Annotated in this window: 8 protein-coding genes; all 8 read left to right on the top strand. The window is 62.3% G+C overall.

What is annotated here, in order from left to right; translation table 11 throughout:
* Positions 1-665: 665 nt before the first annotated feature.
* From dpdE to dpdD, 8 genes are read left to right on the top strand one after another with little or no spacing between them, the layout of a single operon-like run.
* Entirely contained in the window at positions 666-3,950 is a 3,285-nt protein-coding gene (dpdE, locus tag C7402_RS02020) for a protein DpdE (RefSeq protein ID WP_116609458.1), read from the top strand.
* The gene (gene dpdF / locus C7402_RS02015; RefSeq protein WP_116609457.1) at positions 3,947-6,523 is read left to right on the top strand and encodes a protein DpdF; all 2,577 of its coding nucleotides are present in this window, start codon (positions 3,947-3,949) and stop codon (positions 6,521-6,523) included. Before dpdE ends, dpdF begins: the two co-directional genes overlap by 4 nt.
* Positions 6,520-7,416: a protein DpdG gene (gene dpdG / locus C7402_RS02010; RefSeq protein ID WP_116609456.1), complete on the top strand. Its 897-nt coding sequence runs from the start codon at positions 6,520-6,522 to the stop codon at positions 7,414-7,416. Before dpdF ends, dpdG begins: the two co-directional genes overlap by 4 nt.
* The gene (gene dpdH / locus C7402_RS02005; RefSeq protein ID WP_116609455.1) at positions 7,413-10,508 is read left to right on the top strand and encodes a protein DpdH; all 3,096 of its coding nucleotides are present in this window, start codon (positions 7,413-7,415) and stop codon (positions 10,506-10,508) included. Before dpdG ends, dpdH begins: the two co-directional genes overlap by 4 nt.
* Positions 10,508-11,242 carry a hypothetical protein gene (locus C7402_RS02000; protein WP_116609454.1) on the top strand — a complete coding sequence of 245 codons (735 nt, stop codon included), beginning with the start codon at positions 10,508-10,510 and terminating at the stop codon, positions 11,240-11,242. The genes dpdH and C7402_RS02000 overlap by 1 nt, the downstream gene beginning before the upstream one ends.
* Positions 11,233-16,008 carry a protein DpdJ gene (gene dpdJ, locus C7402_RS01995; protein ID WP_116609453.1) on the top strand — a complete coding sequence of 1,592 codons (4,776 nt, stop codon included), beginning with the start codon at positions 11,233-11,235 and terminating at the stop codon, positions 16,006-16,008. Before C7402_RS02000 ends, dpdJ begins: the two co-directional genes overlap by 10 nt.
* Positions 16,005-16,529: a phospholipase D-like domain-containing protein DpdK gene (gene dpdK, locus C7402_RS01990; protein WP_038712918.1), complete on the top strand. Its 525-nt coding sequence runs from the start codon at positions 16,005-16,007 to the stop codon at positions 16,527-16,529. The genes dpdJ and dpdK overlap by 4 nt, the downstream gene beginning before the upstream one ends.
* Entirely contained in the window at positions 16,519-18,753 is a 2,235-nt protein-coding gene (gene dpdD / locus C7402_RS01985; RefSeq protein ID WP_116609452.1) for a protein DpdD, read from the top strand. Before dpdK ends, dpdD begins: the two co-directional genes overlap by 11 nt.
* Positions 18,754-19,089: the final 336 nt, after the last annotated feature.

Genomic DNA, 19,089 nt, shown 5'->3' with positions numbered 1-19,089 from the left:
GATTCAAGCTCGTGCCTGGCTGAATTCATGTTCCCTTTCGTATCGATGGACTATTGGCCCGTTCACTCATCCGACTGCATTCATTGCTTTATCAAGCCCGCTAATCCAAGAAGAACGGCCGCGCGGTGCAACGGACAACGCACTCGCGGCTATTCCATGCGCTCTGGATATCAATCAGACGGAAATTGTAGGCCATCCCTTTCGGAGGCCCAGCGATTCCAAAGATTAGGCTGCCACTCATGCCGCCGATGTTGAATCCCCACCCCCTCGGTCACTGAATCAAAAGCCGAATGTACTTCTTCCCGTCAATGCCATCCGGCCGGTCTTCCACCGGTAGCAAGTCGATTGTCACACGCCTTTTGGACGGAAGGCCGTCATGGTTCACTGCTCAAGTGAACCGTAAGCGTGTCCCCAACCGGCCACGCTTACCATGAGCTAGCACTTACAACGTGCGCTGCTGCCAACGACCACGCGACCTGCTGCGGGCGAACCTTGGCGCTGGGTGCTCACGATCTAACATGCGCTGTCCGAGCTGCCGGTAGCATATAGGAATGTGCGAGAATCGTTGCGTCCATGCCTCAAAGACGGCTCCGCGTTATTACGAAATAATTACAATGAGCCCTTGATCCATTGGCTAATAAAAGTTAGGTCTTACGGGGGGCAGGATGGCAAATTACGGTGAGCGATCCCATCACCAGTTGGAGGTTGGCGCCTTCGTACATGTTTGTATTCAACCGTACGCTAACTGGGGAACCGGGAAATTCCTTGGAGTAGCAGAAGGAAGGCTGGGGCGCGTTCAATATTTCGACGCCCCTGGCGCAGAGACAGCGGCGATAGCTGAAATCCCTTTGGAGCAAATTAAGCGTTCCAAATTGCCAGCGCAGACACGTGTCTACCGAAGACACGCCGCAAGCCGCTGGCAAGTTGGACGAGTGCTGGAGGACGACGCAGAAGCACTTACCGTTCAGTTTCCGAATGGCGAATCGGTAAACGTCGAGGCAGCCGATCTCCAGGTCAGGTGGAACCAACCGCTTAGAGATCCGCTGCCGCTGCTGATCAGCGAAGCGACGGAGACCCCCTTTCTCGCAGACGCGCGCAGCGCCTTCGCGCGCCAGGTCGCGCTTCAATACACGGCGGCGTCGGGCATCACCGCGGTGCTTTCGCCGCCCATCGAACTCGTCGACTATCAGTTCGAAGTGGTCAAGCGCGTGCTCACGGACCCGGTGCAACGCTATCTGCTCGCCGATGAAGTCGGCTTGGGCAAGACAATCGAGGCAGGCATTATCGTCCGCCAGTATTTCCTCGATGCGGCTGACACCGCGCGTGCCGTCATCCTTACCCCTGCCACGCTGGTGCCGCAATGGCGCCGAGAACTGTCCGGCAAGTTCGGGCTCGCGCCGTGGCTGGACGACTTCCTGCACGTAGTCTCGCATGACGAACTGGACGACCTCGAAGAACTGCTTCCGGCCGCCGGCATGCTCGTCGTGGACGAAGCGCATCATCTGTCGCGCTCGGATGACGACGAGGACGCGGGACTGTACGGCCTACTGCAGGAATACACGCCGCGCATTCCACGCTTGCTCCTGCTGTCGGCCACCCCGGTGCTCTCCGACCCGGCGGGCTTTCTGCGCGTTCTGCATCTGCTCGATCCGGTGATGTTCCCTCTCGATGACCTCGACGCCCTGCGCCAGCGCATCGATACGCGCCAGATCGTCGCCGAGGTCGTCGCGGCGCTGGCCCCGGGCAATTTGTGGGGTCTACCCCAGGAACTAGACCGACTGCAGAGCGCCTTTGGGGAAGACATCGTGTTGCGGGAAAAGATCGACGCGCTCCGGGTCGTCATCGCCGCGTTCCCCGAAGAAGACGACGAAGCCTATATCGCGGCGCTCGACGACCTGAAAACACACCTGACCGAGTGCTACCGACTACATCGGAGAATGTTGCGCAATCGTCGCAAGACGGTCGGATGGGCAACGCCGGGGCGCGCCGGTCTCACGCGCATCTCGTTCAAGGCTGAAGCGACGGAACGCTGGCGCCACCGCATCGACGAACTGCGCTACCGTCTGGGGGAACTCGGGCCGATTCCCGCGCCGCTGCGCAGCGCGCTGCTCAACACCGCGGTGAACTCACGCGAAACGGCCTCCATGCGTGACCTGTTACAGCAACACGACATCAGCGACGACGCGGCGGTCGACATCGCGACGGCACTAGACAGCAGTTCGCTTCGCCTGCGCGAAGGCCACGAGCGCTTCGACGCGCTCGCGCGAGCGGTCGAGGCAGTGCTGGCGACGCCCCACGCTCAGGCTGTCGTGTTCTGCACCCAGCGCGCCGATGCCAATCGCGCGACGGAACGCCTTAGGCACTCGTTCGGCGCGCAGATCGTCCGCCACGAACTGCGTGGCGACGACGAAGACGACACGGCGATGCCGTGGCAACAATTCCTGTCCGCGCCGAACAAGGTGCGCGTGCTCGTGTGCGACGCGAGTGCCGAGGAAGGCGTGAATCTACACGGCGGCAAGAAGATCGCAATCCACTTCGATATGCCCGGCTCCCCCAATCGCTGCGAACAGCGCATGGGCCGTCTCGACCGCTTCGGCGTGGGCGATGCGGTCAACTCGATCGCCTTGCAGGACGAACTCAACGCTGATGAGATCGCTTGGTTGGATACGCTGGACGCGGGCTGGGACGTCTTCAACCGGTCGGTTGCGAGCCTTCAATACTTGATCGAGTCCACCTGCGGTGAACTTGCGGAAGATTGGCTATTGCGCGGGACGGAGGCGATCGAGGATCATTGTGCGTCGCTCTCCGGGCCGAACGGCCGCGTCGCCACCGAGCTTAAGAACATCGATCTGCAAGACAGGCTGGATTCGCTCGACGAACCTCGTTTAGATACGCTCGATCCGCTCACGGATTTCGACCAGGCGTGGCGCGATTGGAGAGGCGCCTTCTCGGACTTCGCCATCGGCGCTCTCGGCTTTCGCGTGCGCTGGGAAGGCTCTCAACCGGCTAACGGCGCGGATGAAGTGTTCCGAGTGGGCTATGTACATCAGGACGACTCCGCTGTAACTCTCATCCCGATGGGTGGCTATCTGCGCACCTTCCTGCAAAGCGTCGACGTGGACGCACCGAACGGAAGTTCGCGCGCGCCGCTTTCATATCCGTATGTCTTCAACCGTCGCAATGCGCTCACGCGTGCGGCACGCGCTCAGGCCGTGCGCGTACTGCGAGTCGGCGACCCCCTTGTCACCGCGCTCGAGGATTTCTGCGCTCAAGACGATCGCGGGCGCGCCTTCGCGATGTGGCGCGTTGACCGCGAATACGACGTGACGGACCCGAGCGGCGCGGATCTGTTCTTTCGCTTCGACTTCATCATCCACCCGTCAGCGGTCGGAACGGAACGGCCGCGTTCGGCGCCTAACGCGTACTGCATCGAGGGCCGCGCGCTGGATCGCAAGATGCAGACGTTCTTCCCGCCCGTCTTCGTTCGCATCTGGGTCGATGGCACGGGCGCAATCGTACCCGGTCCGAACTCCCTCATGAGCTCGCCGTATCAGAACAGTTGGCAGGGGAGCCGGCGCGACTTCAATCTCAATCCAGCCCGATGGCGCGCCCTGCCGTCCACCGTTCAGTCGACTTGGATGCGCAACTGGTCGGGCACATGCGGCGAGGCGCGCGGGCAGGCGGCGATCGCGGCGCTCGCCTCTGACGCGTGCCAAGAACACATCCAGCACGCGCTCAAGGCGCTCGATCACGAGTTTCGGTTGCGGAGAGCGCAGGCGGAATCGCGGCTAGCACGGCTCGACAGCGTGCAACGGCGGCGCGAGATCGAAGAACTCGAGCATGACGAAGCCCGCTACGCCGCGATGCGCAGCGCGATCTCCGAACCCACCCTCGAACTCGATGTCGCGGGCGCGCTTTTCCTGGCCTCCGATCATCCGTTCGAGCAATGAGCCGCTCCTCTTTTGGCGACGCTGAACTCCGCGAATGCTTGGCGGACTGGCCGAACGCTTGCGCCTCTCTCGCCGCGTCCGGCGCCACCGGGCTACTCGAGCGACTGAGGCAGGTGCTCGCACTCTACGCCGATGGCCCGCCCCCTCCCTCGCATGTCGATCTGGCTGCGCTGCTTAGGCAATGGCTGCTGTTTCAAGTGAAGAATGCCGGCGCGCCCTGGCTGAGGGTGCCGACGACGTCAAAGTGGCCGGAACGGCGATTTTGGGAAGGCGCGGGATTCAACGTGCTGTCGTACAGCGGCAAGTTGGAGATTCAGGCGATGCGGCCACGGCTCGCCTGGCTTGGCAATCAGAGCGATCTCTTCGATGACGCCCACGACCGCCTGAAGGCGTTAACGCCGGACTGGATGCCCGCCGAACCGGTCGTTGCGGGCGCGCTACCGAATGTGGACTCCTTCACCGGCCCCGGTCAGCGCGAGGCGGCCCGTGCCCTGCTCCAGATGCCCGCCGATATCACGCTCATCGCGGCGCTCCCGACCGGCAACGGCAAGTCGCTGCTGGCGCAATTGCCGCCTCTGCTGAACGGCGACGGCGAACTGACGCTGGCGATCATGCCGACGGTCGCGCTCGCCATAGATCAGGGCCGTCGCATGGCGAAGTGGCTGCGGCAGAAGCACCCGGACTGGGACGAGCATCCGCTGGCCTTTCATGGCGGGCTCACGGCCGACGAGCGGTCCGCGGTATTTCGGTCGGTCGCAAACGGTTCGCAGCGCATATTGTTCACCTCGCCCGAGGCCGCAACCGGTTCGCTCCGCTCGTTGCTGGAAAGCTGCGCCGAGGCGGGCGGCCTCAGCCATGTCGTCGTCGATGAGGCGCATCTCGTCGCTACCTGGGGCAGCGGTTTTCGGCCCTCATTCCAGCTGATCCCCGCGCTGATCGCTCGGCTACGCGCGTTGACGCCCCGTCCCATCCGCGTGGTGCTGGCATCGGCGACACTCACGACGCATACCGTGCAGATGCTCCAGCGGCAGTTCGGCCCGGTCGAAAAAACCCGGCTCATCTGCGGCTTGTATCTGCGCCCCGAACCGCGCTATGCGGCTGCCCTGTGCTCGTCGCTCGCGGACAAACGGGCACGCGTCATTGAAGCTCTGAGGGCCGCGCCACGGCCGTTCATCCTCTATGTCACGCGGCCATCCGAAGCGGTTGAATGGCTCCAGTTGCTGCGGGCGGACGGCTTCCAGCGGATCGCGAACTTCACTGGTGAGACCCGCGCGGACGCCCGCAAGACGTTGCTCGGCCAGTGGGAACGCGACGAACTCGATGGCATGATCGCGACATCGGCATTCGGTCTCGGCGTGGACAAGGGCGACGTGCGCACCATCGTGCACGCGACGTTCCCGGAATCGCTCGATCGTTTCTATCAGGAGGTGGGCCGCAGCGGGCGGGATGGTATTGCATCTGCGAGTCTTCTCCTCTACACGAACGACGACGCGAAGCAGGCCCTGCAACTCGCGAACACGCGGCACATCGGCAACGAACTCGGCTTCCAGCGCTGGACGGCCATGATCGATCACGCAATCCCCAGTCGCGCCGACGACGGTGAAATCTGGGTGGACCTGAACCGGTTGCGGCCTAGCCTCAATACACGGGGACGCTCGAATCTAGCGTGGAATCTTCGCACGCTCAATCTCATGGCATCCGCGGGTCTGGTCGAAATCTGCGCCTTGAGCGCCAGCCTGCCGGCCCCTTCGCAACAGACGAAACGCGACCTAGATGAGTCCGATACCGCCATCGCGTACGCCGCCGTGCGTCTTCCGGATGGCGATCATCGGACTCGTTCGGTCTTCGAGGTCAGGATGCAACGCGCCCGCGCCGAATCGCGTCGCGCGGCGCGCGTCGGTTTCGAATTGATGCTTTCGATCGCGCGCAGCGAGCGCCCCGTGGAGGACGCGCTCCGGGAACTCTACCGATTGACCATGCCCATCGCGTGGGGACCGGTCAAGGCGTATTGTGGCGGCTGTCGGCATCACTGGCAGGACCGTGTGAAGGACCCGGTCACGCCCCGGCCTTTCGTGGCGCGTCTGGATCAATTCGCCTCGCGTCCTGGCTTCGAGGAGGCGATGCCCGCCTTCCCGCGCGAACTGCCGAATCTGGCGTTCGTCGTGGTCGATGATATCGAGCGCGTGTTACATGAGAGCGCTCCGGGTCTGATAGACGCACTGATCAGCCGCCTGTGTCCTCACACCATCGCGATGATGCGTGGCACGCCGGCCGGCCTTCTGACCATGATGCGCGCGCGCCTGAAGCGCCTGCACTCAGACGCATTCATCGACATGTTCGATGCCAGCGCATCCGATCTGCCGCCCGGTGGCGTGAACGAAGTGCGGTTGCTCATCTGGCCGTCAGAAGTTATGCCGACCGCACTGAATCTGCTGCTGGCAGGCTCGGCCGCCGCCATGACCGTTGTGATTATGTCCAGCACCATCCGGGACCCCGATCGTCCGGACCGCGCGTGGCCGAGCGTGCTATCCCATATCGACGAAGAATCCGCAATTCAGGCACTAACCTCATGAGCCTACTCAACATTACCAACGACGGACTGCCCAACATCCTGGCGCAACTGCATGCGACGGTGCTGCGCGCCAGCAAGCCCATCCCGAGGGACGAGTTGCTGGAGACGGTCGCGCCGTCTGCTGTCGTCGGCGACGGCGGCAAGATGGCGCGCCAGACCCTCAACCGCTGGACCCAACTCGGCCTCTTCAACGAAGTGAACGGCGAGATCGACGTAACCAAGCGACCCGAAGGCCGCCTGTCGAATCCGCATCAGATGATGGCGTTCACCCGCCGTACTGCGTGCGCGCACGTCGTCGCCCGAGAGAACAATCCCGAGTTCTGGGCGTCCGAAGGTGCGCTCGCCGCCGATCTCACGCGCGGTCTCGCCTGGATGCTGGCGCAAGACATTTACCGTACGGCCTTCGGCAAGTTCGAAGAGCAGGAATCCCGGCAGATCCGGGATCAGGACCGGCGGCTGTTCGTTAACTCCACGCGGCGCAGCGGACTGCAGTTTTGGGCACGCTTCCTTGGTTTCAGCAAGGAAGCGTACGCGGATATCGACCCGACCGTCGCCGTGCGCGATGTGTTGCCCGAGATTCTCGACGAAGGCGAAGAAATGGACGCGCCGCAGTTCGTCGAGCGACTCGCCGGCCTCCTTCCGGTATTGGACGGTGGCGAATGGAGACAAGAGGTGCTGGATGTCGTCGATTCGAACGAACTCAGCCGTCTCCGGCATGACCAGCTTTCGACTGCACTGTCGCGCGCCATTCTGAATTTGAGGCAATCGGGCGAGTTGCTATTGCACGTCCGGTCGGACCTTGGAGCCGCCATAACGCCAACAGGCGTGAACGGTGCCCGAAACGACCTCACCTTCCACTGGATCGCCCGCCCCAAGGCTGGAGCCGCACGATGAGCGACACGATGAATCCCTTGTCCGAATACTGGCCCTCCTCCGAGCGGATCGCGGCGTGTCTGCGAACCGAGGCGGAAACCGTCGATCAGGCGCTGCTGCTTGCGGTCCACCAGACAGTCACGCTCAGGCAGCGCTCCGCGCAATCGGGTACTGAGGAGCCGGCCACTGAGAACGATCTGCTCGATGCACTCATGCGCCCCGTCAACGACGGCAGCGCGGTGATCGTCGCGATCACGGGCGCGTCGGGCGTCGGCAAATCGCACATGGTGCGGTGGCTCGGCGCGCAACTCGACCGTCATCCGCGCCGTGAAGATCTCATCGTCGTGTCAATTCCCAAGACCGCAAGCCTCCGGCGCGTCGTTCAGTTGATTCTCAAGCCGCTGCGCGGTGAGCAGTACGTCGCGATGCGCGAGGAACTGGACCGAGCGGCCGAGTCGCTCGACATGGCGAGCGCCTCCGAGATGTTGGGCACGGCGCTCGCGCAGGAACTAGAGATTCTGGCGCTCCAATTGAAGGAACAGAGCAAGGCAACGAAGAACTTCGCGGAAGGCGCGCGCATTGTCGTCGCCGACCATCTGCGCAATCTCATTCGCGATCCGGACATTCTGGACCGCTGGTTCAAGCACGTGCTTCAGCGCATCGTCAGGTCGAGTCTCGAGGGAACGGGCGAGCCCGAACTGCGACAGTTCCAGCCATCTGATTTCATCGCGCCCGATGCGGTGAGCGCGGGCGGAGACTTGCGCGATGTCGTCAATCGCGCGCTCGCGCACCTATCGAGCGCGAACGGCATCCACCGCGAGACGGCGGCGAAAGTGCTGCAGGAAGTGCTGGACCCCGCGCTACGCAAAATATTTCGTTTCACCGAGGCGCTCAAGCAACGCACTATCGGCGAAGTCGTTAGTGAAATCCGCACGCAATTGCTCGCGGACGGCAAGGAACTCGTCCTGCTGATCGAGGACTTGGCCGCGCTTTCCGGCATCCAGCAACCGCTGCTTGACATCATGATCGCCGAGTGCGACGAGAAGGGTCTGCGGGTGCGCGCCCCGATCCGCACCGCGGTGGCGGTCACGGACGGTTTTCTGATCGGCCGGCAGACAGTGCTCACACGCGCGAAGGTGCAATGGGTCGTGCCTAGCGAGGGTATCGACGAGGCGACTGTGGTGCGTCTGCTCGTCGAGTTGACGGGCCGCTATCTGAACGCCGCGCGCTGGGGTATCGAACGCCTGAAGGACGACTTCGAGACCGCGGAGCGCAATGCCGCGGATCTCTACTCGTGGGTGCCGACATTCGAACCCGTGATCGATGCGCAAGCCTCAACGCAACTTCGCGAATTTGGACGCAGTGCGGCGGGCTACAGTCTGTTCCCTTTCAACAAGGCGTCGATACGTTCGCTTGGGGCGTCCGTGCTCAAGGTCGACAACGCATGGCGGTTCAATCCGCGAGCCTTCATCAACGAGGTGTTGACCAAGACGCTCAGTCTGCGTGACAGCTTCGAAAAAGCCGCCTTTCCGCCCGCCCGGTTCCGCAACACGAAACTTCGTGCGGAGATGAGCGTAGCGCTGGAGCATCTGCATTTGGGCACGGAGGTGCAAGGACGGATGGAATCGCTGCTGTTTCACTGGGCGGGCGACCCCAAGACATTGTCCGAGGCTACATCGCTCTCTCCCGAGGTGTTCAAGGCGTTCTCGTTGCCCTTGCCTTACAAGACCAACGTACAGGAAGCAGCCGAGGAGGATCAGCACAGGAAAGAGAAACAGGATCGCGTCGAACCGGATACGGACAACAAACAGGATGAGCAGGCCCCCAAGCCGATCGACACGGCGCCCGCGGAGAGACCCAGCGACTACGCGCTGGCGATGGAAGCCTGGGACATCGAACACCGCCTGACCAACGACGCCTCGCGCCGAACGCGCAACCTTCTCGCAGACGCGCTGAATCGGCGTCTCGATCCCGACGACTGGTGTCTGCACGGCCAGAAAGTGGAAGCTGGCTGGTTCTGGCTACCACCTGCGCACAACATCAACAACCCGTCCAAGGCTCCGATGATCCGTCTGTCACCGCCGGACGTTCCGATTCCGCCTCGCCTCATCGCGGGTCTGAAGGCGTTGGATCGCTGGGAGGTCAAGGGAAAGACGTGGGACTATCCCGGCGGGGACGACGACTATGCATCCGCCGATGCGGTGCTCGTCGAACTCGAGCGCAAAGTCCTCGATCTGATGTTCGACGAATCGATCCGCGATGCGAGCATCGCCATGCATGCACTGCATCGGCAGAACCTGCTTCTGGGCATCACGTCCCGTCCGGACAATCCGGGCCTGAAGGACCTGTTCACCGCCATGCCTACAGAAGTGAAGTTCGACGCGAAATCGTTAGACTCGGTGACGACAAAGGCGCTCGATCGCCGTGAGCGCGCCATGGGTGGCCGCGCGCAGTTGCAGGACCGCCTCAAAAAGTACTTGGCGTGCTATCAGGGCAATCTAGGCGACAAAGTGCTGGCCATCGACACCGAGCGCTTGCGCCTCGCGAGCAAGCGTGAACTGGAGCAGAAGTGGTCGTTCGCGCTAAAGGGCCGAGCCGCCAAGGACAGCGACGATGTGCTCGACACGCTGGAACGCCTGTCGCCGCAATCTATCGACATGTTGTTGCGCGAACTCGCGGCTGCCGTAAACTGCTGTCTGCCCGAGACGGCGGATGCATTCGACGCTGAGCATGGCCGCGTGGCTTGGCGCGAAGAGATGAAAGGCGTCGTTGATCAAGCGGTGCTTCTGTCCTTCTGGCCGCCCGGCGATTTCGGTCAGCCCGCCGTGCGCGCGGCGATTGACCGCCTTTCGGTGGATGGCGTCGACTCGGTCGTTGCGCGTCTGCGCAAGATGCAAGCGACTGGGGAATCGACGGATACGCACCGGCAGCTTGCAGCGCTATCGGCGGTGCCGCTGCCGCGTCTCGTTGCGATTCATCAGGATGTCATGCTCCTGCGAAACTTTCTGAGTGCGCTCGGCAAAAGCGTCGATCAGCAGACGACATCGATCGACGATCAGGCCGCGATCCACGCGCATGAAGACTTAATGACCAACCTCGCGTGGGAGAAGTGATGACAAGCCTGCTCGAACAGGCGCGGCAGGTCCGCGCCGGACTGAAAAAAGTGCAGGTTGCGAATCAGTTGCGGCACCAGTTGCAAGCCATCCAGATTCGTTCCGGAGAATGGGACAACATTAGGCGCAAGCGCCTCCAGTTGCTCGAACGGACGGGATACCTCGCGACCGCCGACGCTCAAAGCGCGGATATGTTGAGAGCCAACGAGGCTGCCCGCGCCCTTTGCGACCGGGCGCGCGACCTCCTGCAGCAAGCGCAAGACGTTTCCGTCCTATCCGAGGACGCACTGTGGACGCGGCTCCTACAGGCAGCCGAAAAAGCCAATTCGATTTGCGAAGAGGCGATCCGCAGCACTTGGCGCGCCTATGTATCGGGACTTGGTAGTCCAGACAGTCCCAACGCCCTCGCCGCGCGCGTGCCGGCTACGCCCGCCAACGAACCAGTGTTGAACAACTACCGTCTTATCCACAACAAGTACGCGGCGCTTGCACGCGCGGAGGCGCCCGCCAACGCCCAGTCGGCAGCAGACCTCCGCGACTACGTCGCGCAGTTGCGAGACATTATCTCCACGCTCGTGTCCGCGCCAGAAGCAGTGCAGAAGTTCTTCAAGGCAGTCGAGGGAAACGGAGCATCGCTGGAACTGCTAACCGCCGAAGTGCTGGAGTGGCTGAAGCAATATGACGATGCAACGCGCTTCGTCATCAAGACACGGACGGAACAGCCATGGCGTTGACGCCCGATCTCACGCTGGCCGAACGCGCACTGGACAAACTGGAGCAGATCGAGGCGCGCGCCCTCGTCTGGGGTCTAGTCGACAACGCCCTCAGCAACGAAGAAGTCCACGAGGCGCTTAACAGCGTCCTCCACGATAAACGCAACGCCGCGCTGCGCAACGACGTAGCCTGCAACATCGCGACCGCCCGTGACTTGCGTGACCAACTCGCCACACTCGGCATGCTATTTGAAGTACCCGCCTTGAACGTCGGCTGTTCGAATGACGGCCCGCGCTGGCGTACGCGCATGGCCGAAGGCGTGCGTCTGATCGCGCGACTGCGTCAACTGTTTCCGAAGCACGCAGGCAGCGCGCAATGGGCGTCGGCGCCCACGCTCGTCGCGGACTATCGCTTTCTGCGTCGCGCGCGGCGCTACCCTCGCCGCGATCAGCAAAGTGAAGCGGTGATGGATGTCATCGACAAAGTGGTGAACGATCCCACGCTGCTCGCAGCCGTCGGACACTGGCTCGGCCAACTACCGCCGAACGCTGGCCTGTCCCGTTTTCAGGTCGATGCCGCTGCGCGCATTCTCGGCGGACTGACAAGCCATACGCGCACGGGCACGCTCGTTTCCGCCGGAACTGGCAGCGGCAAAACGCTCGCCTTCTATCTGCCCGCGCTCGCGTGGCTCGCCCAACAGCGCATCGAGTCGAAGAAAGGTCCGTCGGTTCGCGTGCTCGCGCTCTATCCGCGCAACGAACTGCTTAAGGATCAGCTAGCGGAGGTTTATGACCAATGCCGCAAGTTCGATGACTGGATCGCAAGCCACGGAGGTTCCCCGCTGCGCGTCGGCGTGCTCTATGGCGAAACTCCCGAGTCGTTCAACGGCGCGTTGAAACAGCGCGGCTGGCGCTTCAACGCGAAGGAGTCTGTCTGCCCTTTCTTCACTTGTCCCGAGCCAGGCTGCGGCGGCGAGATGGCCGCGCTCGGCGAAGACCGGACGCGTGCTGTCGAACGCCTCGTCTGTAAGTCGTGCGGACACATTGTCCAGTCCGACCGGCTCGCGTTCACGCGCGCGGCAATGGCCGAGGAACCACCTGACGTTCTTTTCACGTCGGTGGAGATGCTCAACCGCCATCTGTCCAATCCGAAGTTGCGTCATCTCTTCGGCGTCGGCCCGAATGCGACGGAGGCGCCCGGCCTCGTGCTCATGGACGAAGTGCATCTGTACTCCGGCACCTACGGTGCACAGGTCGCCTATTTGATGCGCCGATGGTGGAGCGCTAGCGGCAGACGCTCGAGTTTCGTCGGCCTGTCTGCGACGATCTCCGAAGGACGGCGCTTCTTCGCAAGTTTGACCGGCCTCGATGAGTCGGTCGTGCAAGAAATCAAGCCGCAGGAGAAGGACATCGACGACGAGGGCGCGGAGTATCTGCTCGCCTTGCGCGGCGACCCCGTTTCACAGGCAGCCCTGCTGTCGACGACCATCCAGACGCTGATGCTGGCTGCGCGCCTGCTCGACCTGCGCGAGCGCTTCGACAAGAACCGCAATCCGTTCTTCGGCTGGCGCGCCTTCGCCTTTACCGACCAACTGGACGCCGCCAACCGCCTGTTCCGCAATCTTCAGGACGCGGAAGGCCGGAACTTTTACGGTCGCGCGAACATTGTGCGCCACCCCGAGGGCGGTCTTGCACGCTTGCGTCAGCGCGCAGATCCGCCCGGACGCCGCCATGAGGCCGGACAGGACTGGCGCGTGCCGCAGGACATTGGCCACAATCTGACGGCGCGGCTCGAAGTCGCCCGTACAACTGCTCATGACTCGGGGGTGAGTTCACGGAGTGAAGTCGTCGTGGCAACCGCGGCGCTGGAAGTCGGCTTCGACGATCCTGCCGTCGGCGTGGTGGTACAGCACAAGGCGCCGCGCGACATCGCCTCGTTCCTGCAGCGCAAGGGCCGCGCGGGACGCACGCGCCATATGCGGCCTTGGACGATGGTCGTCCTCACCGACTATGGCCGCGACCGCCTTGCCTACCAGGCCTACGATCAGCTCTTCGATCCCGAGTTGCCGGCGCGTCAGTTGCCGCTGTCGAATCGCTATGTCCAGCGAATGCAATTGGTCTACGCGCTGCTCGACGAACTCGGCGACATGACCCACGCGGATCCACTCAAGATACAGGTTTGGCGCGACATGAAGGGCCCGGCCGACGACTCGCAGATCAAGCAATGGGACGAACCCAGCCGACGTGCACTCGAGCGACTGGTTCGAAAGGTGTCGGTCGAAGAGCTTGCTTCAGCCGCGCAAGGGCTGCTCAGTGAAGCGCGGGCGCTTGCGCCGCAAGACCGGGGGAGGGAAATGCAGTGGTCGGGCTATAACTGGCTGAAGACACGGCTGGCTCACCGGCGCCTTCATGCCGTGCTCAAACGCTTTCTGAGCAGTGAGGACGCCGGCTACCGACTCGCCACCTCGCTACAGAAGCGCCTAGCGATTTCCCGCGAAGAAATGGACGTCCTGCTGTGGAATCAGCCGCGGCCGCTGCTGCTCGGCGCCGTGCCCACCGCCATGCGACGCCTCGCGCTCGACTGGCGTGGCAAAGATGGCGAGCACTCGGATTATCGTGCGGGGCATCCGCTGCCGGACTATGTACCGGCCAATCTATTCGACGACCTTAGCCTGCCGGAAATGCATCTCGCGCTGCCCGGAAGCGAGGGCGAGGGGCACTATCTGCCGGTACAGCAGGGTCTGGGCGAGTTCGCGCCCGGCAAGGTCTCGCGCCGCTTCGATGACGCGCTCTGGCTCGGCGTTTCATCTCAGACGCTCAACACGTATCTCGGCATGGGGCACGCCATTCTGGAACAGGATGCGGACATCGGAGAGTGGTACGAGACGCAGAGCGAGCGGCCCTTTCACTTGCTCGAAGACGGGCAGGTCGTCACGTACCGTGCGTATCGCCCGACCACGGCCCGTCTACAGGCCGCGCCCGGACGCCAGCCCGGATTGCCCGAGTTGAGCGACACCTCCAACGCGCAACTCAAGTGGAGTTCGCATCTGGAAGCGCCGCGCGACGGCACCGAGTTCCTCCCCCCCGTAAGTGTCGGCGTAGGCCGCCTCATTCGGTCAATCGTTGCGCATACGCATGCGGGTCAATCCACCGCCGTGGTGCGCCGGTACGCGATCGCATCGCGCGCGGACATGCGCATGCGTATTGGCAATGAATCGCATCGGCTCACAGTCGACTGGAGCTTCATGCATGAGGATCAACCCTGCGGTGTGGGCTTCGAGATTGATGCGGACGCGCTGCTGATCGTGCTGAATCTTCCGCCCGCACTACACGCGAGCATTGACTGGTCGGACTTGTCCCGCGGACGCGCCGCGCGTGCCGCCCGTTACAACTGGGAGGCGCAGCATTGCCCGAGCTTCATCGCGGCAGTCGCCAACCCGTTCCTACGCGGCTGGATTGCACAGATTTTTCAGATCGCGGCGATCCTCGTAGCCCGGAATGAGCAGTTGTCGCTGACCGCCGCGCTCGACGAAGTGGCCAACGGCGCGCGCATGGATGTTCTGCTCGGCGTGCTCTCCACTGTCTTCCAGTTGCCCGAAGCCGAGGCCGGCGAGGACGGCCCGGACCGACTGCGGCGCGCGCTCGACGAAGCGCTGCAGTCCGAGACCGTCCGTTATGCTGCGCGCGAAGCCGCTCGTGTACTCGTCACCCCTATCGACGCGGAATGGGAAGACTGGCTCTCCCGCACGGTGCGCGCGACACTCGGCGCCGCCTGCCTCGAAGCCATTCAGCAGGCCTGCCCGCAGGTGGACCCGGAAGGGCTGATCGTGGATATCGATCCGGGCATCCGTCTGAATGGTGTCGCACCGGAGCGAGCAGAGGTCTGGATTTCCGAAACCAGCCCAGGTGGCAACGGCATGATCGAACAGGTCACTGAATTGCTCGCATCGCGGCCCGATAGCTTCTACAAGCACGTGGAAGCCGCGCTCAGCGCCAGCGATCTGGAAAGCACGAGCATGCAACTGAAGCAGCTGCTCGGTTGGATCGGTGGCGAAGCGCGTGACGTCGCGCTCGTTGAAGCGGTCATGCGGGTGCGCGACGCGGGTAGCCCGATCACCGCGCAGTTGGAGTTCGCCAAGCTGCGCGCGGAACTCGTCCGGCGGGGGCAAGCAGTGTTTCACGGCTACGCCGTGGCGCTGAGCCTGCGCATGCTGCGGCCTGGCAGCCCCGAAGAACTGGACAGGCTGATCGCAGAGATCCACGGTCACTGGGAGTCGCTTGAAGGCGCTCACGGCGTCGAGATCGATGTCCGCGTGATGTGCGCCGTCTTCAGCGGCGACGCGCGTCTTGACGCCGCCTTCGCATCATCGGGCCTGATTTTGCCGACGAGCGACCGCGAGAGCTGGCGCTTTGGCGTACTGATGGGTCTGTTGTGGCCGCAAGGCCACGCACTGCGCGCCGTCAACTTGCCGCTATCGAACCGCTTCGCTCCGGCCGTCGCGACCGAGCGCCTCTTGCTCGGACAGTGGTTGACCCAGCGCGCGACGCCGATCGATCCAACCCAGCCGGGCTGGCAGGAACTCGCGCGCGAGCAACTCGCCACGCGGTGCGAGACGGTGTTCGCTGTGGCTGCTTCGCAAGCGCGCGAAATCATCCCAATCTTGGTCCGCACGTTGACCGTCGAGCCGATCCACTTCGATTATCTGAACGTCTTCGCCACGCTGTCGTCGGTGAAGCGTCGTGACGACTTCATCGAGCTCCACTTCTCAATTCCCGAATCCGCATGAGCCTGTCCCGAAGCATCTTTAAATCGGCCACCTCCGCGCCCGAAGCGGCGCGCGACGCGCTGGCTGCCGTCTTTGCCGAGGAGCTGCTGGCGCCCAGCAAGACCGTCCATCTGCTGACACCTTGGATCAGCAACATCGTCATTTTCGACAACAGCGTGGGCAACTTCAGCGGCCTGAACCCGGAGTGGGATAGGCGTGAAATTCGCTTGATCGACACCCTTGTGGCTATTGCTTCTAACGACACCCAGCTCGTCATCCGAGTGCGCCCGGACAATCACAATAAGCCCTTCGAGAAGCGCCTATTCAGCACGCTCGCGGATTCCGGCCTGCAGGACAAATGCGACTGGAAAGAGAACAGTACCTTGCATACAAAGAGCCTGTTGACCGACCACGTGCTGATCGCTGGGTCGATGAACTTCACGGAGCGAGGCATCGCGCTCAACGAAGAAGTTGTGACGCTGGATTTCGATCCGCAGCATATCGCTCAAGCCAAGATGGAGTTCTACGATCATGGCATCTGAAGCCCAGTCGGAACATGCTCAAGCGGCGGCTGCGTGTCTGAAGGATTTCTTCGAGGCCCCCAACGCGTTCAGCGGCTCTCTCATAGCGCAGCAGCGCGATTCCGGCAGATCGAACGCCGAGCCGCTACCCGAACCACTTCTCGACGCGATTCGTCGTTCTCTGAACGGAGGTGCCGACCTCCCTATGCTTCTGCCGTTCAGAAGCTCTCGCGATGATGTGACCACCTGGTACGCTTGCTCGCGCGACAAACAGGGAGCGCGCGCAGTGCGTGCCGATCTGCATGCCTTCATCGGCCCCAGCTATGCGGATTTCGATTCATCGATCGTCGCACGGACGCACGCGGACGAGATATTCGAACGACACCCCTTTTACGTTGTGCGGTTCCGGGCCACCCGGCCAACCTTTGACAAAAATATCGTCGAGCAATGGGGAATCTACTGGTCATTACTGCAACGCCGGCCGCTGCGCCGCACGCTTGTACACCGTACCTTCACACAACTGCGCGCGGCCCTCGATTGGGCGCTTCTTGCGAAGAATGAGAGTGAAGCTCGCGCGACAGTCGCGGCGCTCCGCGAGCAGCACGGGCTGAGCGCCGAGAACCGGGCATTTCTCGACATCCGTATCGCGGCAGCCTTCGGACGCTGGGACGAGGTGCTGGGGCACGCCAACTTTACGTACCTACTTAAACTACGTCTGCCACCTGAGACTTTCGGCGACATCTGGGAGGCGCTCTATGAAACGTGGGTGCGTCCGATCGAGCAGGCAGGCGATGCCGCGCGGTTGATCGCTGCATTCGAGACGAACGTTCGACCCGCCGCCGGAAATCTGCTGCGCTCTCTCGGCAGATCACGTCGGCCCGCCGCACTCAAGGCGTTCGTGCTCCACGAGTTATCGCAAGCACGGCCGTCCGCGGACCTGTGCGCGCAGCGACTCGCCGAACTCGGAGACGGCGCGTTCGGGCCCGCTACCGCCGCTGTCGTCGAGATGATTCAGGCGCTTACCCCCAAGCGTGACTTCGAGGCCGCGCGGGAAGACATGGAGTTCGAGCGCTACGAACAGGCCTACGATCTGCTGTGGGCTCTCGAAGATAGCGTGGAAATGCTTACTGCCTTACTGCGCTGCGCGAAAGAAATCGACGATCCGATGCGCGCTTTTCAAACCGTGACTCGAGTGCGCTCAAGTGCCGACGCCGTATTGAGCAGCGTGCAAACAAAGCGCGCTCGCCTTTTTGAAGATGTCATACGTCTGGCCGCTGCGAAACCACCTGAGAGCCTAGAGGCACAACTTCGAGTTCAGCCTGAAGGCGATCACGCCGCCGAAAATGTCGTCGAACATTGGCGCGAACTGGCGAACGCAGACGCACTCAGTCAAATCGACGACGTGATGGCACAACGCCTCGTGCAGAGCATGGAAGACGAGGCACTGAGCAATTCGAGCACATTCGACGCGCTCCTGCCTATATGGTTCGACTGGATCGTCGAGCGAACGAAGCCACACTCGCCATTCATTCCCTTGTACAGCAGCCTGATCGAGACTATGTCGGTGCGTGACCGCTATGGCGAAAGTGAACTAGATCTAATTAAGCAGGCCGCCCTTCACCTCGTCATGGCTGGGCCTACGCCCGACCAGTACGCACAGTTAATGCAACGGCTCCTCGAGATTTTCACGCTGGTTCGTTCTCCATACGTCATGCGTTGGGCGCTCGATCTTGCCGATGCACTGATGATCGCGCCGACGCGCAACGAGCAGGCACGCAACCAGTTGATTGTGGCCATTCTCAGCGCTGGAAGCGAATACTTGGCCCGACTCGCCAATGCGCAAAAGGCGTTGTTGCTGCTTCTAGCGAACGAAGCATCGCTTCCGTTCGAGTTCGACAAGCAGGCGGTCGCGAAATTCGATGAACCGCATGACGTCTCCACACAAGCCAAGATAATGCTCTACAGCCTCGACAGCCAATCAACGCAAAGAGCGATTGACGTACTGCGGACACTGAGTCCGGGGCTGAAGGTTACGGCGAATAGTGACACGGAATGTACGCCTCGCTTGCGTCAACATACGCGCCACGCAGACTATGTATTTTTTGTGTCTAGCGTCGCCACACACCAAGCGTTCTATTGCATCAAGAATTCGCTACGCGACCCAGACGCGCTCTGTCAGGTGCAGGGCACTGGCACGACGAGAATCGTGGAAAGCGTGATCAGCCAGTTCAACGCTGCGCGATAGACGACGCACGATCGGATCGGTCAAGGCCATTCGATCGTGCTTTTCAGACGATCGGTTTGCGTGACGAAAACAGCAGATCGAAAGCCAGTGCGATAGCGGGATTGGAATCCGTCGTGCGAATGAATGCTGTGAGACTACGCACCGTCCGAGAATTCCGCGCGATCCGCCCAGTCGAAGCATCCTCCGTGCTTTAGCGACTCGAGAGGCAAAAGGGACCAACCATTATTCGCATAAGACTTTACTGCGTTTGCTCAGAAGCACGCGACTTTTCTAGATCAGTGAATTACTCTACATTCCCGCCACATGCGTCACGCACCCCGGAATGATCGCACTATT

The sequence above is a fragment of the Paraburkholderia unamae genome, assembly GCF_003096875.1.
Classification (GTDB): Bacteria; Pseudomonadota; Gammaproteobacteria; order Burkholderiales; family Burkholderiaceae; genus Paraburkholderia; species Paraburkholderia unamae.
Note: the sequence above shows the minus strand (reverse complement) of the source record. Positions and strands in the feature narration are given on the sequence as shown.

Excerpts from the sequence above, each read along its gene's own strand:
- dpdE (WP_116609458.1), top strand. The coding sequence starts at position 666 with ATGGCAAATTACGGTGAGCGATCCCATCACCAGTTGGAGGTTGGCGCC.
- dpdF (WP_116609457.1), top strand. The coding sequence starts at position 3,947 with ATGAGCCGCTCCTCTTTTGGCGACGCTGAACTCCGCGAATGCTTGGCG.
- dpdG (WP_116609456.1), top strand. The coding sequence starts at position 6,520 with ATGAGCCTACTCAACATTACCAACGACGGACTGCCCAACATCCTGGCG.
- dpdH (WP_116609455.1), top strand. The coding sequence starts at position 7,413 with ATGAGCGACACGATGAATCCCTTGTCCGAATACTGGCCCTCCTCCGAG.
- C7402_RS02000 (WP_116609454.1), top strand. The coding sequence starts at position 10,508 with ATGACAAGCCTGCTCGAACAGGCGCGGCAGGTCCGCGCCGGACTGAAA.
- dpdJ (WP_116609453.1), top strand. The coding sequence starts at position 11,233 with ATGGCGTTGACGCCCGATCTCACGCTGGCCGAACGCGCACTGGACAAA.
- dpdK (WP_038712918.1), top strand. The coding sequence starts at position 16,005 with ATGAGCCTGTCCCGAAGCATCTTTAAATCGGCCACCTCCGCGCCCGAA.
- dpdD (WP_116609452.1), top strand. The coding sequence starts at position 16,519 with ATGGCATCTGAAGCCCAGTCGGAACATGCTCAAGCGGCGGCTGCGTGT.